The following is a 15,512-nucleotide window of genomic DNA, read 5'->3' on the forward strand; positions in this document are numbered from 1 at the left end:
AGAGGGGGCTCAGCCACTTATCGGGATCGGTGTGCCGACTGAACGGCGTGCCGATCCCGATCGGCTCAAGATCAGAGCGCCTGCTGTTCCGAATTGAGGTTGCGCTTCGCCGGCGCCCTGGCGCCGGCATCGGGCGTCGCACCGTTCAGGGTTGCCGGCACCTCGATATAAGGCAGGCCGAGCGTCTGGCTGGTCATGCGACGGATGCGGTTGGTGAGGTCCGGGCTGGCGTTGAGCTGCTGCCCATAGGAGGGCACCATCGCCGCCACCTTGGGCTTCCAACTGGTCGCCATCTGCTGCGGGAAGGCGCGGCGCATCACTTCCAGCATGATCGCCGGGGAAGTCGAGGCGCCGGGCGAGGCGCCCAGCAGCGCGGCAATGCTGGCGTCCTTGTCGGTCACGATTTCGGTCCCGAACTGCAGCACCGTGCCCTTCTTTGGATCATATTTGATCACCTGCACGCGCTGGCCTGCGGTAATCAGCTTCCAGTCGCCGCGCTTGGCGTTGGGATAATATTTGACCAGTTCGGCCTGACGCTGGGCGTCGGTCAGCGTCGCCTGCTGCGCCAGATAGCGGACCAGATCCAGATTTTCCGCGCCGACCTTCATCATGCCGCCGACATTATTCTTGTAGACGGAGGCGAACAGATCGAGCGGCGAGCCATTTTTGAGGAACTTCGTGCTCTGGAGCGCGAACGGACCGAACAGGGTCACCGACTTGCCGTCAAGCTTGCGCGCGTCGAGATGCGGCACCGACATGGGCGGCGATCCAGCCTCCGCCTTGCCATAGACCTTCACATTGTGGCGGCTGGTCGCGGCCGGCCCCTCGAACGCCAGGAACTGGCCACCGACCGGGAAGCCGGCATAATTTTTGGATTCCGGAATGCCCGACATCTGCAGCAGCTTGAGCGAGGCACCGCCCGCGCCGATGAAGACGAACTTGGCCTTCACCACGGCATCGCTGTTCTGCTTGAGGTCATGGACGGTGACGTTCCAACTCTTGTCCGCATTCTGATGCAGGCCGCGCACCTCATGGCCAAGCCGTAGGGTGAAATTGGGGTTGCGGGTCAGCGCGTTGGTCAACTGGGTCGTGATGACGCCGAAATTGACATCGGTGCCGAGCGGCATGAACGTCGCCGCCACTTTCTGCCGGGGGTCGCGCCCCTCCATCACCAGCGGCGCCCAGCTACGGATTTGTGCCGGATCCTGCGAATATTGCATGCCGTAGAAGAGCGGGTTCTTGACCAGCGCATCGCGGCGCTTGTGCAGATAGGCGATATTGTCGTCACCCCAGACGAAGCTCATATGCGGCGTCGGGTTGATGAAGTCGGTCGGTTTGGGCAGACGGCCCTGCCTGACCTCGTGCGACCAGAACTGGCGCGAAATCTCGAACTGCTCGGCAATGTCCACGGCCTTTTCGGTCGCGATCGATCCGTCGTCCTTTTCCGGCGTATAGTTTAGCTCGGCAAAACCCGAATGGCCGGTGCCCGCATTGTTCCAGCCGTTGGAGCTTTCCTGCGCGACCTTGTCCATCCGCTCATAGATGTCGATCCGCCAGTCCGGCTCCATTTCCTGGAGATAGGTGGCCAGCGTCACCCCCATGATACCGCCGCCGATCACCAGCACGTCGACCGGCTGGTCATTGGCGGCCGCCTTGCCGGCGGGCGAGGCCATCGGACGGAACAGGAAGGCGGTGGCGGCGATCGCCAGCACCAGGAGGAGGATGGCAAGGGTAAGGAGGATCTTCTTGAACAGGGGCCGGCGGCGCGGTGCCGCCGGACTGGAGGAGGATGTCATGATCGTGGATTCCAAATCTGCGTGGAAAGGGGCCGGGCGGCCGGATGCGCGTTCGCCAATCTTGTCCGTCAGGTCATGCGCACCACCCCATCAGAATCGGAAGCTCAGCCAGCCGGCCAGATAATCGCTGTTGCCATAGCCGGCGCGGCTGAGCACCGGCCCTGCATCCAGATGCTCGTAACGGCCGACAAAGGACAAGCGCGGCGTGATCGACCAGGTGATCTGGGCGCGGATCGATTCGCCGATCTTGTGCCCCGGCACCGATTGGGTGCCGGCGAAGATCGACTTGTTGGCGCGATAGACGGCATCATTTTCATCGGCGCGCCAGGCGAACTGATATTCCATCGTCGCCTTCACCCCCTTGAGCGGCGACAGGGTCAGGCTGGGCGCCAGCGTCTTGAGGTTGGTCGGCGTCATGCACAACTGGTAGCTGTAATAGATATTGTTGCCGAAGGGGGCGTAGGCGGCCTTCAGTGTGCCGCCCTCAAACGTGCCGCCGCCGCTCGCATAATCGGCATGGAAACCGACGCGCGGCGCCATCGGCAGGTCGCCGGGCAGCTTGTAACTCTGATTGAAAAAAAGCTGCCAGGCGCTGATGGCGCGACCGTCGAAGTCGCCGAACTGGTGGTTGACGGTCCAGTCGAGATTGACCGGGCCAACTTCTCCCCACAGGCGCGCGCCGGCATAGAAGCGCTCGACCCGGCCGGTCACGCCGCCCCACAGCGCTTCGCTGGTGCGCAATCGCCAGAAGAAGGGATCGAGATAGAGCTCCGACCCGCCCAGCGCCTTTTCGGGAATGCGGATGCCTGCCGTGAAGCCGGAAAAGCGCCGCCCCTGCTCGACCTTGTCATCGTCAATGCCGCCATTGCCCAGCGCGGTCGGCTTGAAATCGAAGGCGTCGATGCGCAGCGATCCCGTCCGTGCCCAGGCCCGCACGCCGTTCAACGCATAGCGGATCGTATTATTGTCGCGCTGCGACGTCAGCAGATTGGGACCGTCGGTAAATTCCTGGCGCCCATAACGCAGGCCCAGGTCCATGCCCGCAACCCGCCCCTTCAGTTCGGCGAAGGACTGGAGCAGCACCAGATCGTTGCGCAGCGATCCCGACGGCGTGCCGATATTGTCGCCGGACATGCCGCCATGGGCGATTTCGCCATAGAAGCGCAGATGCGGCCCGACATGCAGGTCGGCGCCGCCGACCAACCGGTTGATGTCCTGCCGCTGGCTGCCGGCGTTCCGCAGGTTGAGGTTGGTCGTGTAATTGACCCGCACCCGCGCCTCACCGCTGAGCGTCAGATAGATGTCGCCATCATCGTCGAGCGGCAGATATTTGAGGCGATCGAACAGGTCATCGCGCTGCTGCGGATCGGCCTTGCTGCGCCAGTCCTCGGCCCAGCGCGACAGGGCGTAGCCGCCCGACAATGATCCTTCGCCGACGGCATCGGCGGGATAGAGGCTGGCGGGCTCAGCGGGCATATCGTCGGCCCATGCGGGGCGAGCGAACAGGGTGGCCAAAGTGAGAGCGGAGACGGCGATGGGGTGGCGCGGGACCGCGCAGGACAAACGAACCATGGTGGCTGCGCCTCATTCCGCCGGGACGGCGTTGGCGAGCGCCGGCTCGGCCGGGGATGGTGCCCCGCCCTCGCCCCGCATCGCCGCCTGCAATTGCGTCCGGTCGAGCTTCCCTTCCCAGCGCGACACCACGATCGTCGCCACCGCATTGCCGATGAAGTTGGTGAGGCTGCGGCATTCGCTCATGAAGCGGTCGACGCCCAGGATCAGGGCCATGCCAGCGACAGGCACGGACGGGACGATGGAGAGGGTCGCCGCCAGCGTGATGAAGCCCGCCCCGGTCACACCCGCCGCGCCCTTGGACGATAGCATGGCGACGCCCAGCAACAGGATCTGGTCGCCGATCGACAGGTCGACGCCGGTGGCCTGCGCGATGAACAGCGCGGCCAGCGTCATGTAGATATTGGTGCCGTCGAGGTTGAAGCTGTAGCCGGTCGGCACGACCAGCCCGACGATCGACTTGGGGCACCCCGCCCGCTCCATCTTCTCGATGAGGGCCGGCAGCGCGCTTTCCGACGAGGAGGTGCCCAGCACCAGCAGCAATTCGGTCTTCAGGTAACGGATCAGGCCGAATATCGAGAAACCGGCGGCACGGGCAACCAGTCCCAGGATCACAACCACGAACAGCGCCGAGGTGAGGTAGAAGGTGCCGACCAGGAAGGCGAGATTGGCGAGCGTGCCGACGCCATATTTGCCGATGGTGAAGGCCATGGCGCCGAACGCGCCGATGGGGGCCGCTTTCATGACGATCGCGACCAGCTTGAACACGGCGGTCGAGACATCTTCGAGCAGGTCGAGCACGCGCGCGCCGCGATCCCCGATCAGCGCCAGCGCGACCCCGAACAGGATCGCGACGAACAGCACCTGAAGGATATTGCCGCTGACGAAGGCGGACAGGAAACTGTCGGGGATGATGCCGGTCAGGAAGCCGGTCAGCGTGCTGTCATGCGCCTTCTCCGCAAATTCGCTGACCTTGCTGGCGTCGAGCGTGGCGGGATCGATGTCGAGGCCCGCGCCCGGTCGCACCACATTGGCGACGATCATGCCGACGACCAGCGCCAGAGTGGAGAAGAAGAGGAAATAGGCAAAGGCCTTGCCCGCGACCCGGCCGACGCTGGCGATGTCGCGCATGCCGGCGATGCCGGTGACGATCGTCAGGAAAATGACCGGGGCGATGACCATCTTCACCGCCTTGATGAAGGCATCGCCGACCGGCTTCATCGCCTCCCCCAGATGCGGCGCGAAATGGCCGAGCGTCACGCCGGCGATGATCGCCAGCAGCACCTGCACATAGAGATGAAGATACCAGGGATGCCGGGCGACCGGCGTGTCGGGGAAATGGGAAATCTGCATGACAGCTATCTTTCTGGCCCTCGCCAAAAGCCTTCCCGCCTTCTTGATTGGGCGGGTCGGGAATTGAGGCGACCAGTATCGAGCCGTCAGCCATGCGCGACAAATTGTAGAAGGAATGAGATTATATTGTTATGATTCAATATATTAACTCGATTATAATGATAACAAGAGAGTGCGCTAGTGCATATATTTGCCCACCATATTCGCATCATGTGCAGAAATTTGCACATCGCATAACGGCGGGATATGCTGGGGTATGATCGGCGCCCGCTTCCCGACTCGCTTATTCTGGATCGCCCTGTTTCTGGGCATGGCCGGCGGCCTGCTCTGGCTGTCGGGCGAGGTCGCCGAGCGTAATGCCATCGCCCGGCTGAGCGCGGAAATGCGCGGCGCCGCCATATTGCGTCAGGCCTATCTCAAGAGCGAGATCGAGCGGTTCCGGTTGCTGCCTGTTGCCCTGTCCGACGACAGCGACCTGGTCGCGGGCCTCACCGGATCGCAGGCCGCGCTGCGCGCGCTCGACCGCAAGCTGCAGGCGCTGGCCCGCACCACCGGCGCGGCGCAAATCTATATCCTCGACGCATCGGGGCGCACCGTCGCATCGAGCAACTGGGGCAGCGAACGCAGCTTCGTCGGGCAGGACTATTCGTTCCGTAATTATTTCAAGCTGGCCGCCGCCCATGGATCGGGCGCGCAATTCGCGCTCGGCACGATCAGCGAACGGCCCGGCATGTATCTGTCGCGGCGATCGCGCGGCGGCGGCTATGTCGTGGTGAAGCTGGAATTTGACAGGATCGAGCAGCAATGGGCGCGGCTCGGCGAAATCACCTTCATCACCAGTCGCGAAGGCATCATCCTCATCACCAGCCGCCCCGACTGGCGCTTCACCACCATTCATCCGCTGTCGGCCCAGGCCAAGCAGCGCTTCCGCGCCGAATTGCAGTCCGGTGGCGGATCGCTGCTGCCGGTGCCGCTCAAGGGCATGGGCGACGCCGATGGCCGGCAGATCGTCAGCCCCGCGGACGAGCCACGCCGCCGCCTGCTGTGGCAATCGGTCGCGGCGGGCGAACCGGGCTGGCAGCTCAACCTGCTGACCCCGCTACAGGGCGTGGAGAGCTTCGTGCGCACGGTACGGCTGGCGACCCTGCTGCTGCTGCTGCTGTTGGCGGGCGGCATCTGGATCCTGCGCGAGCGCGCCCATCGCCGCGCCGAACGGGCCGCCATGGCCGCCGCCCGGACGACCGAGCTGGAGGCGATGGTTACCGCCCGCACGCAGGAACTTCGCCGCGAGATGGAGGAGCGCGCCGCCAGCGAGACGCGCGCCGACACGCTGCGCGAAGGGTTGCGCCAGGCCAATCGCCTGGCATCGCTCGGCCAGATCACCGCCGGCATCGCCCATGAAACCGCCCAGCCGGTCGCCGCAATCCGCAGCTATGCCGCCAATGGCCGGCTGCTGATCGAGCGCGGCGATGCCGAGGCGGCGGCCGAGAATATGGCAGCGATCGAGCGGCTGACCGACCGGATCGGCAAGGTGACAGCCGAACTGCGCGGTTTCTCCCGCAAGGCGACCGGCGCGATCACCGCCATCCCGCTGGCCGGACCGATCGAAGGCAGTGTGCTGATCCTGAAATCGCGACTGGCGCGGGTCGACCTGCACCTGCCCCACCTGCCTGATGGGCTGCGCGTCATGGCCGACACGATCCGGCTGGAACAGGTGCTGGTCAACCTGCTGCAAAATGCACTCGAAGCGCTGGAGGGCGTGGCGGCGCCGACCATTCGCCTGTCGGTCGCGCTCGATGCGGAGACGGTGCTGTTGTCGGTGATCGACAATGGGCCGGGCATCGATCCATCGGTGCAGGGCCAGCTCTTCACCCCCTTCGTCACCAGCCGCCCATCGGGCCTCGGGCTCGGCCTCGTCATCGCCAGCGACATCATGGCCGATATGGGCGGGTCGCTGCGCCTGCTGCCCGGCGAGGCCGGCACCCATTTCCAGCTGAGTTTGCAACGCGCATGACCGACATGGCCCCGCGTCCGATCGCCCTGGTCGACGATGATGATGACCTGCGCGCCGCCATGGCGCAGACGCTGATGCTGGCGGGCCATGATGTCCGCGCCTTCGCCCGCGCCGCCGACGCGCTGGCGGCGATCGACGCGGACTTTCCCGGCGTGGTGGTCAGCGACGTGCGGATGCCGCACATGTCGGGCATCGACCTGTTCCGGGCGCTCAACGCCCGCGACGCGGAACTGCCGGTCATCCTGGTCACTGGCCATGGCGATGTGCCGATGGCGGTAGATGCGCTGAAGACCGGCGCGTGGGACTTCCTCACCAAGCCCTTTGATCCCGATGCCCTGCTGGCTTCGGTCGCACGGGCGAGCGAGAATAGGCTGCTGGTGATCGAGAATCGCCGCCTGCGCGCGATGGTCGATACCGCCGTCCCCTCCCCGCTGATCGGCCATTCCCCGGCGATCGAGCGGCTGCGTGACATGGTGGCGACCTTGGCCGACACCAATATCGACATATTGGTCGACGGCGAGACCGGCACCGGCAAGGAACTGGTCGCGCGCATGATCCACCAGCGCAGCCGCCGCGCCAGCGCCCAGTTCGTCAGCATCGCCTGCGCCGCCGTGCCCGATGCGATCGCCGAGACCAGCCTGCATGGCGAGAGTCTGGCCGGGCGCGCGCCGCTCGAAGGCCGATTGGCCCGCGCGCATCAGGGCACATTGTTCCTGGACGATGTCGACCAGTCGGGGCCGGCGCTGCAGGCGCATCTGATCCAGTTTCTCGAGGATCGGCTGGTCCGCCCGGTCGGCGCGCGCGAACCGCAGCCGGTGGATCTGCGCGTGATCGGCTGCATGACGCAGCAGGGCCAGGTGGCGGCGATCCAGCCGGCCTTGCTCTATCGGCTGGCGGCGGTGCGGCTGCACATTCCGCCGTTGCGCGAACGGCGCGAGGATATTCCGCTGATCTTCGCCCATCTGCTCGACGCCGCCGCCCGCCGCTTCCGCCGCGCGGTGCCGCCGGTCAGCCGGGCAGTGCTGGCCCATCTGCTCGACCATGACTGGCCCGGCAATGTCCATGAACTGGGGCGGCTGGCCGAACGGCTGGCGCTGGGACTGGAACAGGAACCCGCCACCGATGGCGCGACACTGCCGCTCGACGCACGCATGGATGCGTTCGAGCGCATGGCGATCATCGAGGCGATCCAGGCCACGGGCGGCGACATGGGCCAGGCGATCGAGCGTCTCGGCCTGGCGCGCAAGACCTTCTATTATCGGGTCCGCCGGCTCGGCATCGACCTGCGGAAACTGCGCGGGCTGGATGGATGAATATCGCCACACAGGCGATACATGCCCTGTCCAGGCTTTACCTTCATCTCATGCGTCACTTGGCCTGCGTGGGGGTGCCAGACAAGACGAAACCGTCGCAGGCGAGGATCGCAGGCCCTCCCCCTTTGGCAGGGCCTATGACCGCGTGAAGCGCCAATGGTCAGCGTCGCTCTCGCTCGGATCGAAACGATATCCGTCGCTGTCAAAACCCTGCATCGCGTCGACATCTGCGACATGATGTTCGCACATCCAGCGCGCCATCATGCCGCGCGCCCTTTTGGCGTTGAAGCTTACGAACCGCGGGCCGTTCGGTCCCGGTTCGCGGAAATCGACATGGATCACGCGTAGCCCCTCCAGCCTGTTCTCGACGGCCGCGAAATATTCCTGGCTGGCGAGATTGAGGACCACCCCCGATCCTTCTTCCTCGGTCTGGGCGCGCAGCAGCGCGGCGATGCGATCGCCCCACCAGTCTGTCAGCTTCTTGTGCCGCGGCGCCCAACGCGTGCCCATTTCCAAGCGATAGGGACGGATGGCATCCAGGGGGCGAAGCAGGCCATAAAGGCCCGACAGCATGCGGACATGATCCTGCGCAAAGGCGACGGCCGCCTCGTCGAGCGTATCCACCTCGAACCCGGTATAGACGTCACCGGCAAAGGCGTAGAGCGCCTGCCTTTCGGGCAGGTCGGCGAAATCGCGGAAACGGTCGGCATTGAGCTTTGCCAGGCGGGGCGAGATATGCATCAGCTCGGCGAGACGCTTTTGCGAGAGATTGGCGGCCGATTTGGCAAGACCGTGCGCTTCCTCGGCGAAATGCGGGGTCGTGACGGCAAGCGGCGGCAAGGCGCGCTCGAAGTCGAGGGTCTTGGCGGGAGAAAGCAGAACGATCATAGCTGCGGGCGGTAGCCGCGCCGCGTTCGGGCGTCAAACCGCGCGCCTTGCTGTTTTTCGATATGGGTTCGGAGCGACTGGCTTGCCGCTCCGAACCACTCAGCCACCGCGCATTGCTAAAGGCTTTGCAGATTTGCCGCGCGAGCCGCAGCCGCCCGAGGGCTGAGCAGGATGGCCAGCAAACCTGCGCCGGATGCAAATGCCCCGGCGATCGCGACGAACGGCAGGCTGAGGCCGGCGGCGATCACCGCGCCGCCCAGGGCTGCGCCGATCGCATTGCCCAGGTTGAAGGCGCCGATGTTCATCGAAGATGCAAGGTTGGGCGCGTCGGCCGCGGCGCTCATCACCCGCACCTGCAGCGGCGGCACCAGCGCAAAGCTGGCAATGCCCCACAGGAAGATCAGCACCGCCGTCGGCCCGGCAAAGGGCATGGCAAAGGCGAAGGCGATGAGGATCGCCGTCAGCGCAGCGAGCGTCACGATCAGCGTCCTGTCCACCGAGCGGTCGGCGAAGCGCCCGCCCAGCCAGTTGCCGATGGTAAGGCCCACGCCATAGAGCACCAGCATTGCGGTCACGAAGCCGATCGAGCCATGGGTCTGATCGCGCAGGATCGGCGTGATATAGGTGAAGACGGTGAACATCGCGCTGGCGCCGACCACGGTGAGGCCGAGTGCGGCCAGCACCGGCCCGCGCATCAGCACCCGCAATTCGGAACGCGCATCGCCCTCGGTCGGGGCCGGCATGTCGGGCAGGGTCAGGCGCAGCGCCGCGATGATGAGCACGCCCAGCGCCGCAATGCCCCAGAAGGCCGAGCGCCAGCCCTTGACTTCACCCGCCCAGGTCGCCAGCGGCACGCCGACGACATTGGCGATGGTCAGTCCCATGAACATGGCGGCGACCGCGCCCGCCTGCCGCTGGGGCGGGACCAGGCTGGCGGCGACGATCGATCCGACGCCGAAGAAGGCGCCATGGTTGAGCGAGGTGATGATCCGCGCGAACAACAGCATGGAATAGCTGCTGGAGAGCGCCGCGATCAGATTGCCGACCGTGAAGATGGCGGCCAGGCCGATCAGCAGGGTGCGACGCGGCAACCGGCCGGTGGTCAGCGTCATCAGCGGCGCGCCCAGCATCACGCCGATCGCATAGGCGCTGATGAGCAGGCCGGCGGCGGGGATGGAGACGCCCAGATCGGTGGCGATGACGGGCAACAGGCCCATCGGCGCAAATTCGGTGACGCCGATGCCGAAGGCACCGGCCGCCAGCGCGAGCAGCGGTGGATTGATCTTCATGATGCTCCTCCCGTCAGACAAGCGGCGGGTTCAGCCGGGCGAAACCGGCCTGTTGATGATAGGGGGCGTGCGGATAGGCCGGCATCTGGTAGCTGGCCCGGTCGAGCCGGGCGACCTGATCGAGGGTCAGCGACCAGCCGACCGCACCCAGATTCTGCCGCAACTGTTCCTCGTTACGCGCGCCGATGATGACCGACGATATGGTCGGCCGCTGCAACAGCCAGTTGAGCGCGACCTGCGGCACGGTCTTGCCGGTTTCCGCCGCGATCTCGTCCAGCACATCGACCACGCGATAGAGATGTTCGTCCTCCACCGGCGGCGCGAAGGCGGCGGTCTGGTGCAGGCGGCTGCCCTCCGGGATCGGGCTGCTGCGGCGGATCTTGCCGGTGAGGCGTCCCCAGCCGAGCGGGCTCCACACCAGTGCCCCCACGCCCTGGTCGGCGGCGAGCGGCATCAGCTCCGCCTCATAGGCGCGGCCGATCAGCGAATAATAGACCTGGTGGGCGACGAAGCGCGGCCAGCCATGGCGATCCGCCACGTCGAGCGCCTTCATCAGCTGCCAGCCGGGATAGTTGGACACGCCGACATGGCGCAGCTTGCCGGCGCGGACCAGTCCGTCAAGCGTCACCAGCAGTTCCTCGACCGGGGTCGAGGCGTCGAAGGCGTGAAGTTGCAGCAGGTCGATATGGTCGGTGCCAAGGCGCCGGAGCGCCGCTTCCACGCCGCCGATCAGCCGGTCGCGCGACACGCCCCAGTCATTGGGACCATCGCCGGTCGGCAGGCCGAGCTTGGTGGAGATCAGAACCCGATCGCGCCGCCCCTTGATCGCCGCGCCCAGCACCTCTTCCGATGCGCCGTTCGAATAGACGTCGGCGGTGTCGAACAGGGTGATGCCGGCGTCGAGGCAGATGTCGAGCAGACGGCGGGCCTCCTGCGCGTCGCTATGGCCCCAGGCGCCGAACAAAGGCCCTGAGCCGCCGAAGGTGCCGGTGCCGAAACTGAGCGCCGGCACGCGCAGGCCCGATGCCCCCAATTGCCGATATTCCATCATCATCCCTTTCCATTCCGTGATGGACGCATAAATGGAAGGCAGGACTTCCGGCGTTTAGAGGGCCGCAAGGCGAAGGATCTTTGCAATGGATGAAAAGATACCCTTTCATGCCGATCGGGCACGGGCGCTGGAAACCTTTGCGACCGTGGTGGCCGAAGGCAGTTTTTCGGCCGCCGGGCGATTGCTGGGCCTCACCCCCTCCGCCGTCAGCCGCGCGGTCGACCGGATCGAGGATCGGCTGGGGGTGCGACTATTGCTGCGCTCCACCCGCGCGCTGACGCTGACGGCGGAGGGCCAGGCCTATCTGGCCAGCGCGCGTCGCATCCTGGCCGATCTGGACGAGGCGGAACAGACGATCGCCGATCGCGGCGCGCCGCGTGGGCGACTGCGGGTCAGCGCCGCTCATTCCCATGGCCGGTTGTGCATCGTGCCGCTGCTCGGCGAATTTGCGCAGCTCTATCCGCACATATTGGTCGACATCAGCCTGAGCGACCGGCTGGTCGACATTGCCGGCGGGCAGGCCGATGTCGCGATCCGCTTCGGGCCGCTGGCCGACAGTCCGCTGACCGCCCGCAAGCTGGGCGAGAATGGCCGCGTCATCGTCGCCTCCCCCGCCTATCTTGCCCGGCATGGCACGCCGGTCGTGCCGGAGGATCTGCACGATCACAATTGCCTGAATTTCAATTTCCGGCGGGCCGAACCGGTCTGGCCGTTCCGCAAGGACGGGCGCGATTATGCGCTGAGCGTGCGCGGCATGATCGAGGCGAATAATGGCGAAACGCTGGGACAGTTGGCGGCCGATGGCGTCGGCATCACGCGGGTCGGCCGGTTCAGCGTCCAGCCCGAACTGGCGTCGGGCGATCTGGTGCCGTTACTGGAAGACTATAATCCCGGCGATATCGAGACGATCCATGCCGTGTTCCTGGGCGGCACCAACGTGCCGGCACGGCTGCGCGTGTTCGTCGATTTTCTTGTAGAACATCTTGCGTGATATTTAGAAAATCGCCGCCACTTAGAAGCTGTTTTGAAATGCGCGAAAGAGCGCATTTTTAAGAGCGGCACCGGCCCCCACCCGGCCACGCATCAGGGTATGTCCGGGCAGCCGGGTGGGGGTGTGGGCCGGTGCGAAAGCGCCGGATCGAACCTTATTTTCCGTGGTCGCACGGCATGCCACGGGTGGATGACCGTCGGATCATCAGCGCATCACCTTCGTGATCAGGAACGGCTTGCGATGGCACGATGCGCCCATAGCTTCATGTCCACGCTTTGTATCGCCGCCGCCGTCATCTTCTGGCTCGATCAATGGATCCCTCTCATAGCGCATGGTAAGCATCTGATTTTCAAAATTTAATTTACGAATATCAATCACGCCGATTCAGCCGCAATATATTGTTTTACAATAGGTTTACGAATCACTCACGCTGTCCATTCCGTTCCCCACCGGCCGTTGACCATGACTGTCCGATCCATGTTGAGCAGGCCTGAGCAGGCAACACTCAATCTCGAAGACGCGCGTGACCTACGCACGGCCGGTCATTCCTATGCCCAGATCCGGCAGAAGCTTGGCCTCACCGCCAGCCAGATCGCCCTGATCCGACGCACCCTGAAACGGGCGAAGGCGGCGCAAACACGGATGCGCAAGAATAGGCCGGATGCGACAGTGCGCGACCTGTCCATTGGCCAGTCCATCTTGCCTCCTGACCTGCGAAAGCGCTTGAACGCCGCCGGCTTTCACACGCTGGGAGATCTTGAGCAGCGACTGGCAGACCCCGACCTGCCCGGGCTGGAGACCTTGCCCGCCATCGGTCCCTATCGCGTACAGCTGATAAAGCGGATGCTTGCGCATTTCGGGCTGCTCCCCGAAACAAACGATCTCAAGGCGGCGATCGAGGAGCTGTTTCCCGAATTGGGGGATGACGGCGAAACCTCGCTTATCCCCGTTCCCTAAGCTAGGACGCCGCCATGGCGAAAGACCTACTTTTGACGGAATTGGTAAGCGGCGGCTCCGCAGAGACATTGCTTGCGGCAATTCTGAAGCATCATCCCGATATCAGTGCCCCTGTCCCTGTCGAGGACATCGCTCGGCGCGTCGGCATCACGGATATTCGCGACCTGGCAGAGGAAGGGGGCAGCAGTAGCCTCCTGGTCGATGGGGCCGGTGCGACGGGCATCATCTCGTGCTCAGTGGCGCTATCTTCCCCGCGTCGGCGCTTTGCTATCGCGCATCAACTGGGGCATTTTCTGCTCGGAACCCAGCGCGAAGACGGGCCTTGTGCCGCACGCGACCTCAGCGAGAACCGGCGAGACACACCTCATCGCAAGCAGGAAGCGCAAGCCAATCGCTTTGCCGCCGGACTGTTGATGCCAAAGCCCCTGATGGCTGCGTCGCTCGACAGCCTCGGCAAGCCAGCCATTGCCCATGTGGCCAAGCTTGCCGCCAGCTACGGCGTCACTATCGAGGCGGCGGCGAACCGCTACCTCGACGTCACGCCTTCAGCGTGCGCGATCCTGTTCATCAAAAATGGCGTCGTCCACTATGCGCGTCCATCGCGGGCATTCCCAGCGATGGCGATCCATCGGGGCGATGCGGCGCCGTCTTCGGTCCTGAGCGACAAGATCGACCAGCCCACAGCCTGGATCGCCGTCGAGGCGCGGGACTGGCTGATCCTGTCACGAGATATGCGCAGCCCCAAAGTCGTGATGCAGGTGCTCGCGAAGAAAAATGGTCTGCACCTGGTGATGCTCTTCATAAACGCAGCGGCGGAAAAGCGGGCGGACGAGGAGGCAGAGAAATATGCCACGGAACGGCCCAGCTTCGGACGCGGGACAGATCGTCGCTAGGCGAAGTGGCTGGGACCAGAGGGATGGCCTCGTCCTCATCCGTCGCGACGATCGTCGCACGCTCCAAACAGCGCTTGATAGCGCCCGCCGGACTCCCTCGGTGCATCTTCAGTCATGCCCGTCTTTCCGGGCGATGGCTTCGGCTTGGGTAACGACCTCCAGCCAATGACGATGCTCTTCCTGCGCATCTGCGAGCGCACGATGTACCCGTTCTCCTTCTTTGCGTCCGACCTCGACAAGGGTCAGCAGATCGTCGATCTCGATGTGCAGGCGCTCGGCCGGAACGACCGGGGCGAGCTTTCGCCTGGCGCCTTCCACACGAGCTTCCTCGGTGTCACGAAGGCGCAAGGCGTGGCGCGGAAGCTTGGCGGCACGCAATAATGCGCTCAGCCACTTCCCGTCCCAGGACGGCGCGCTGGCGAAGAGGCTATGGCCCGAAAGTTGTTCGACCATGCGTCGCGCCACGACATCGTGCGGCGTGCCATCGCGCTCCAGCATGTCGCGGGAAATGTGATGAACAGCCTCGGCCTCCGCATCCCAGTCCGTCCACTGCGGCGCGGGGCGGATCAGATGCGCCTCGCTCCTGCCGTCCTCGAAGACCCAGGCAACCTCGATCGGATAGCTAAGCTTGGCGAGGGACGAGGCCTCGAAGTCCAGGAAGACGAACATGGGGGAGGAAACGACCGATGGCATGAGAGGCTTCACCTGCGAGTTCAGAGGAGGAGGCGACGTGCGAACGCGGTGGCAGCGGCCAGACCGTCCGATCCGATGCTGTGGCCAAGGCCCGGCGACGCATGGGTCTCTACGGGCACGCCAACGGCAGCCAGTGCCGAGGATGCCAATTCCAGCGAATGGAACGGGACGATTTCGTCTTCGGTGCCGTGGATAAGCAAAACCGAAGGACGGTTGCCGATATCCGCCTCCAACTGGTCGGGCGCGACCAGCATGCCCGAAATGCCGACGATGCCTGCAATGGCCGAGGGCCGGCGAAGGCCGACATGCAGCGCCATCATCGTCCCCTGGCTGAATCCCACCAGTAGCAGACGGTCGCTGGTCAGCCCCGCCTTCTCCAGTTCCTCCGAGATAAATGCATCAAGGGCCGGCCCTGCCGCCGCCGCGCCCGCAGTGCGTTCGGCCATGGAGAAGGTTTCGATCGGCCACCACTGATAGGCCGCTGCCATGTGGGGGAGCGACGACGGCGCGTTCGGCGCTACAAATGCCGCGGACGGCAGCGAGGGCTGCATCATCGCGGCCAGCGAGATCAGATCCTCGCCATTCGAGCCGTAACCGTGGATCAATATGACCAGAGCGTCTGGCTGCGCGCCTGACAGCGGGGCAAGGCGGGGGCCATCGAGCAAGAGAGCATCCTTCCAATTGGGTGATCAGCCACGCAGT

General features: G+C 64.9%; 14 protein-coding genes. 5 read left to right on the plus strand and 9 right to left on the minus strand.

Translation table 11 applies throughout. The features are described 5' to 3' along the window. Window positions 1-71: 71 nt before the first annotated feature. From mqo to GGQ90_RS18685, 3 genes are all read right to left on the minus strand, one after another. Complete coding sequence (gene mqo, locus GGQ90_RS18675; RefSeq protein WP_223178332.1) at window positions 72-1,796, minus strand: malate dehydrogenase (quinone); 1,725 nt, start codon at window positions 1,794-1,796, stop codon at window positions 72-74. A 90-nt stretch (window positions 1,797-1,886) separates the two neighbouring features. After that, window positions 1,887-3,368: an alginate export family protein gene (locus GGQ90_RS18680; protein WP_188083485.1), complete on the minus strand. Its 1,482-nt coding sequence runs from the start codon at window positions 3,366-3,368 to the stop codon at window positions 1,887-1,889. A 12-nt stretch (window positions 3,369-3,380) separates the two neighbouring features. Continuing rightward, window positions 3,381-4,721 (minus strand): dicarboxylate/amino acid:cation symporter, encoded by a 1,341-nt coding sequence (locus GGQ90_RS18685; protein ID WP_188083486.1) that lies wholly within the window; start codon window positions 4,719-4,721, stop codon window positions 3,381-3,383. Window positions 4,722-4,977: 256 nt separating this feature from the next. Between GGQ90_RS18685 and GGQ90_RS18690 the strand changes: the two genes are divergently transcribed. Both GGQ90_RS18690 and GGQ90_RS18695 read left to right on the plus strand, forming a co-directional pair. Beyond that, window positions 4,978-6,735 (plus strand): sensor histidine kinase, encoded by a 1,758-nt coding sequence (locus GGQ90_RS18690; protein ID WP_188083487.1) that lies wholly within the window; start codon window positions 4,978-4,980, stop codon window positions 6,733-6,735. After that, on the plus strand, window positions 6,732-8,048 hold the full coding sequence (locus tag GGQ90_RS18695; protein ID WP_188083488.1) for a sigma-54-dependent transcriptional regulator: 1,317 nt from the start codon (window positions 6,732-6,734) through the stop codon (window positions 8,046-8,048). The genes GGQ90_RS18690 and GGQ90_RS18695 overlap by 4 nt, the downstream gene beginning before the upstream one ends. Before the next feature lie 135 nt (window positions 8,049-8,183). Here the strand turns inward: GGQ90_RS18695 and yaaA are convergent, their stop codons facing one another. The 3 genes from yaaA to GGQ90_RS18710 form a co-directional block, all read right to left on the minus strand. Beyond that, entirely contained in the window at window positions 8,184-8,936 is a 753-nt protein-coding gene (gene yaaA, locus GGQ90_RS18700; protein WP_188083489.1) for a peroxide stress protein YaaA, read from the minus strand. 116 nt (window positions 8,937-9,052) lie between these two features. Then, window positions 9,053-10,225 (minus strand): MFS transporter, encoded by a 1,173-nt coding sequence (locus tag GGQ90_RS18705; protein WP_188083490.1) that lies wholly within the window; start codon window positions 10,223-10,225, stop codon window positions 9,053-9,055. 13 nt (window positions 10,226-10,238) lie between these two features. After that, the gene (locus GGQ90_RS18710) at window positions 10,239-11,273 is read right to left on the minus strand and encodes an aldo/keto reductase (RefSeq protein ID WP_188083531.1); all 1,035 of its coding nucleotides are present in this window, start codon (window positions 11,271-11,273) and stop codon (window positions 10,239-10,241) included. 88 nt (window positions 11,274-11,361) lie between these two features. Here GGQ90_RS18710 and GGQ90_RS18715 point away from each other — a divergent pair, with 88 nt between their 5' ends. Beyond that, the gene (locus GGQ90_RS18715; RefSeq protein ID WP_188083491.1) at window positions 11,362-12,267 is read left to right on the plus strand and encodes a LysR family transcriptional regulator; all 906 of its coding nucleotides are present in this window, start codon (window positions 11,362-11,364) and stop codon (window positions 12,265-12,267) included. A 204-nt stretch (window positions 12,268-12,471) separates the two neighbouring features. Here GGQ90_RS18715 and GGQ90_RS30015 read toward each other — a convergent pair whose 3' ends face one another. After that, window positions 12,472-12,645: a hypothetical protein gene (locus tag GGQ90_RS30015; protein WP_380766028.1), complete on the minus strand. Its 174-nt coding sequence runs from the start codon at window positions 12,643-12,645 to the stop codon at window positions 12,472-12,474. Between the two features lie 78 nt (window positions 12,646-12,723). Between GGQ90_RS30015 and GGQ90_RS18725 the strand changes: the two genes are divergently transcribed. Further along, window positions 12,724-13,224 (plus strand): hypothetical protein, encoded by a 501-nt coding sequence (locus GGQ90_RS18725; RefSeq protein WP_223178333.1) that lies wholly within the window; start codon window positions 12,724-12,726, stop codon window positions 13,222-13,224. Window positions 13,225-13,238: 14 nt separating this feature from the next. Continuing rightward, window positions 13,239-14,117: an ImmA/IrrE family metallo-endopeptidase gene (locus GGQ90_RS18730; protein ID WP_188083493.1), complete on the plus strand. Its 879-nt coding sequence runs from the start codon at window positions 13,239-13,241 to the stop codon at window positions 14,115-14,117. A gap of 108 nt (window positions 14,118-14,225) precedes the next feature. On the opposite strand, the gene GGQ90_RS18735 is transcribed toward GGQ90_RS18730, so the two are convergent. After that, on the minus strand, window positions 14,226-14,786 hold the full coding sequence (locus GGQ90_RS18735; RefSeq protein WP_188083532.1) for a 3'-5' exonuclease: 561 nt from the start codon (window positions 14,784-14,786) through the stop codon (window positions 14,226-14,228). Window positions 14,787-14,830: 44 nt separating this feature from the next. Beyond that, window positions 14,831-15,475 carry an alpha/beta hydrolase gene (locus GGQ90_RS18740; protein WP_188083494.1) on the minus strand — a complete coding sequence of 215 codons (645 nt, stop codon included), beginning with the start codon at window positions 15,473-15,475 and terminating at the stop codon, window positions 14,831-14,833. Between the last annotated feature and the right edge of the window lie 37 nt (window positions 15,476-15,512).

It is taken from the genome of Sphingobium scionense (genome assembly GCF_014197035.1).
Taxonomy (GTDB): Bacteria; Pseudomonadota; Alphaproteobacteria; order Sphingomonadales; family Sphingomonadaceae; genus Sphingobium; species Sphingobium scionense.

Bases quoted from the DNA above. Each gene is read 5' to 3' on its own strand.
- GGQ90_RS18735 (WP_188083532.1), bottom strand. From the start codon at position 14,786: ATGTTCGTCTTCCTGGACTTCGAGGCCTCGTCCCTCGCCAAGCTTAGC.
- mqo (WP_223178332.1), bottom strand. From the start codon at position 1,796: ATGACATCCTCCTCCAGTCCGGCGGCACCGCGCCGCCGGCCCCTGTTC.
- GGQ90_RS18690 (WP_188083487.1), top strand. From the start codon at position 4,978: ATGATCGGCGCCCGCTTCCCGACTCGCTTATTCTGGATCGCCCTGTTT.
- GGQ90_RS18705 (WP_188083490.1), bottom strand. From the start codon at position 10,225: ATGAAGATCAATCCACCGCTGCTCGCGCTGGCGGCCGGTGCCTTCGGC.
- GGQ90_RS18715 (WP_188083491.1), top strand. From the start codon at position 11,362: ATGGATGAAAAGATACCCTTTCATGCCGATCGGGCACGGGCGCTGGAA.
- GGQ90_RS18680 (WP_188083485.1), bottom strand. From the start codon at position 3,368: ATGGTTCGTTTGTCCTGCGCGGTCCCGCGCCACCCCATCGCCGTCTCC.
- yaaA (WP_188083489.1), bottom strand. From the start codon at position 8,936: ATGATCGTTCTGCTTTCTCCCGCCAAGACCCTCGACTTCGAGCGCGCC.
- GGQ90_RS18695 (WP_188083488.1), top strand. From the start codon at position 6,732: ATGACCGACATGGCCCCGCGTCCGATCGCCCTGGTCGACGATGATGAT.
- GGQ90_RS18685 (WP_188083486.1), bottom strand. From the start codon at position 4,721: ATGCAGATTTCCCATTTCCCCGACACGCCGGTCGCCCGGCATCCCTGG.
- GGQ90_RS18710 (WP_188083531.1), bottom strand. From the start codon at position 11,273: ATGGAATATCGGCAATTGGGGGCATCGGGCCTGCGCGTGCCGGCGCTC.
- GGQ90_RS18730 (WP_188083493.1), top strand. From the start codon at position 13,239: ATGGCGAAAGACCTACTTTTGACGGAATTGGTAAGCGGCGGCTCCGCA.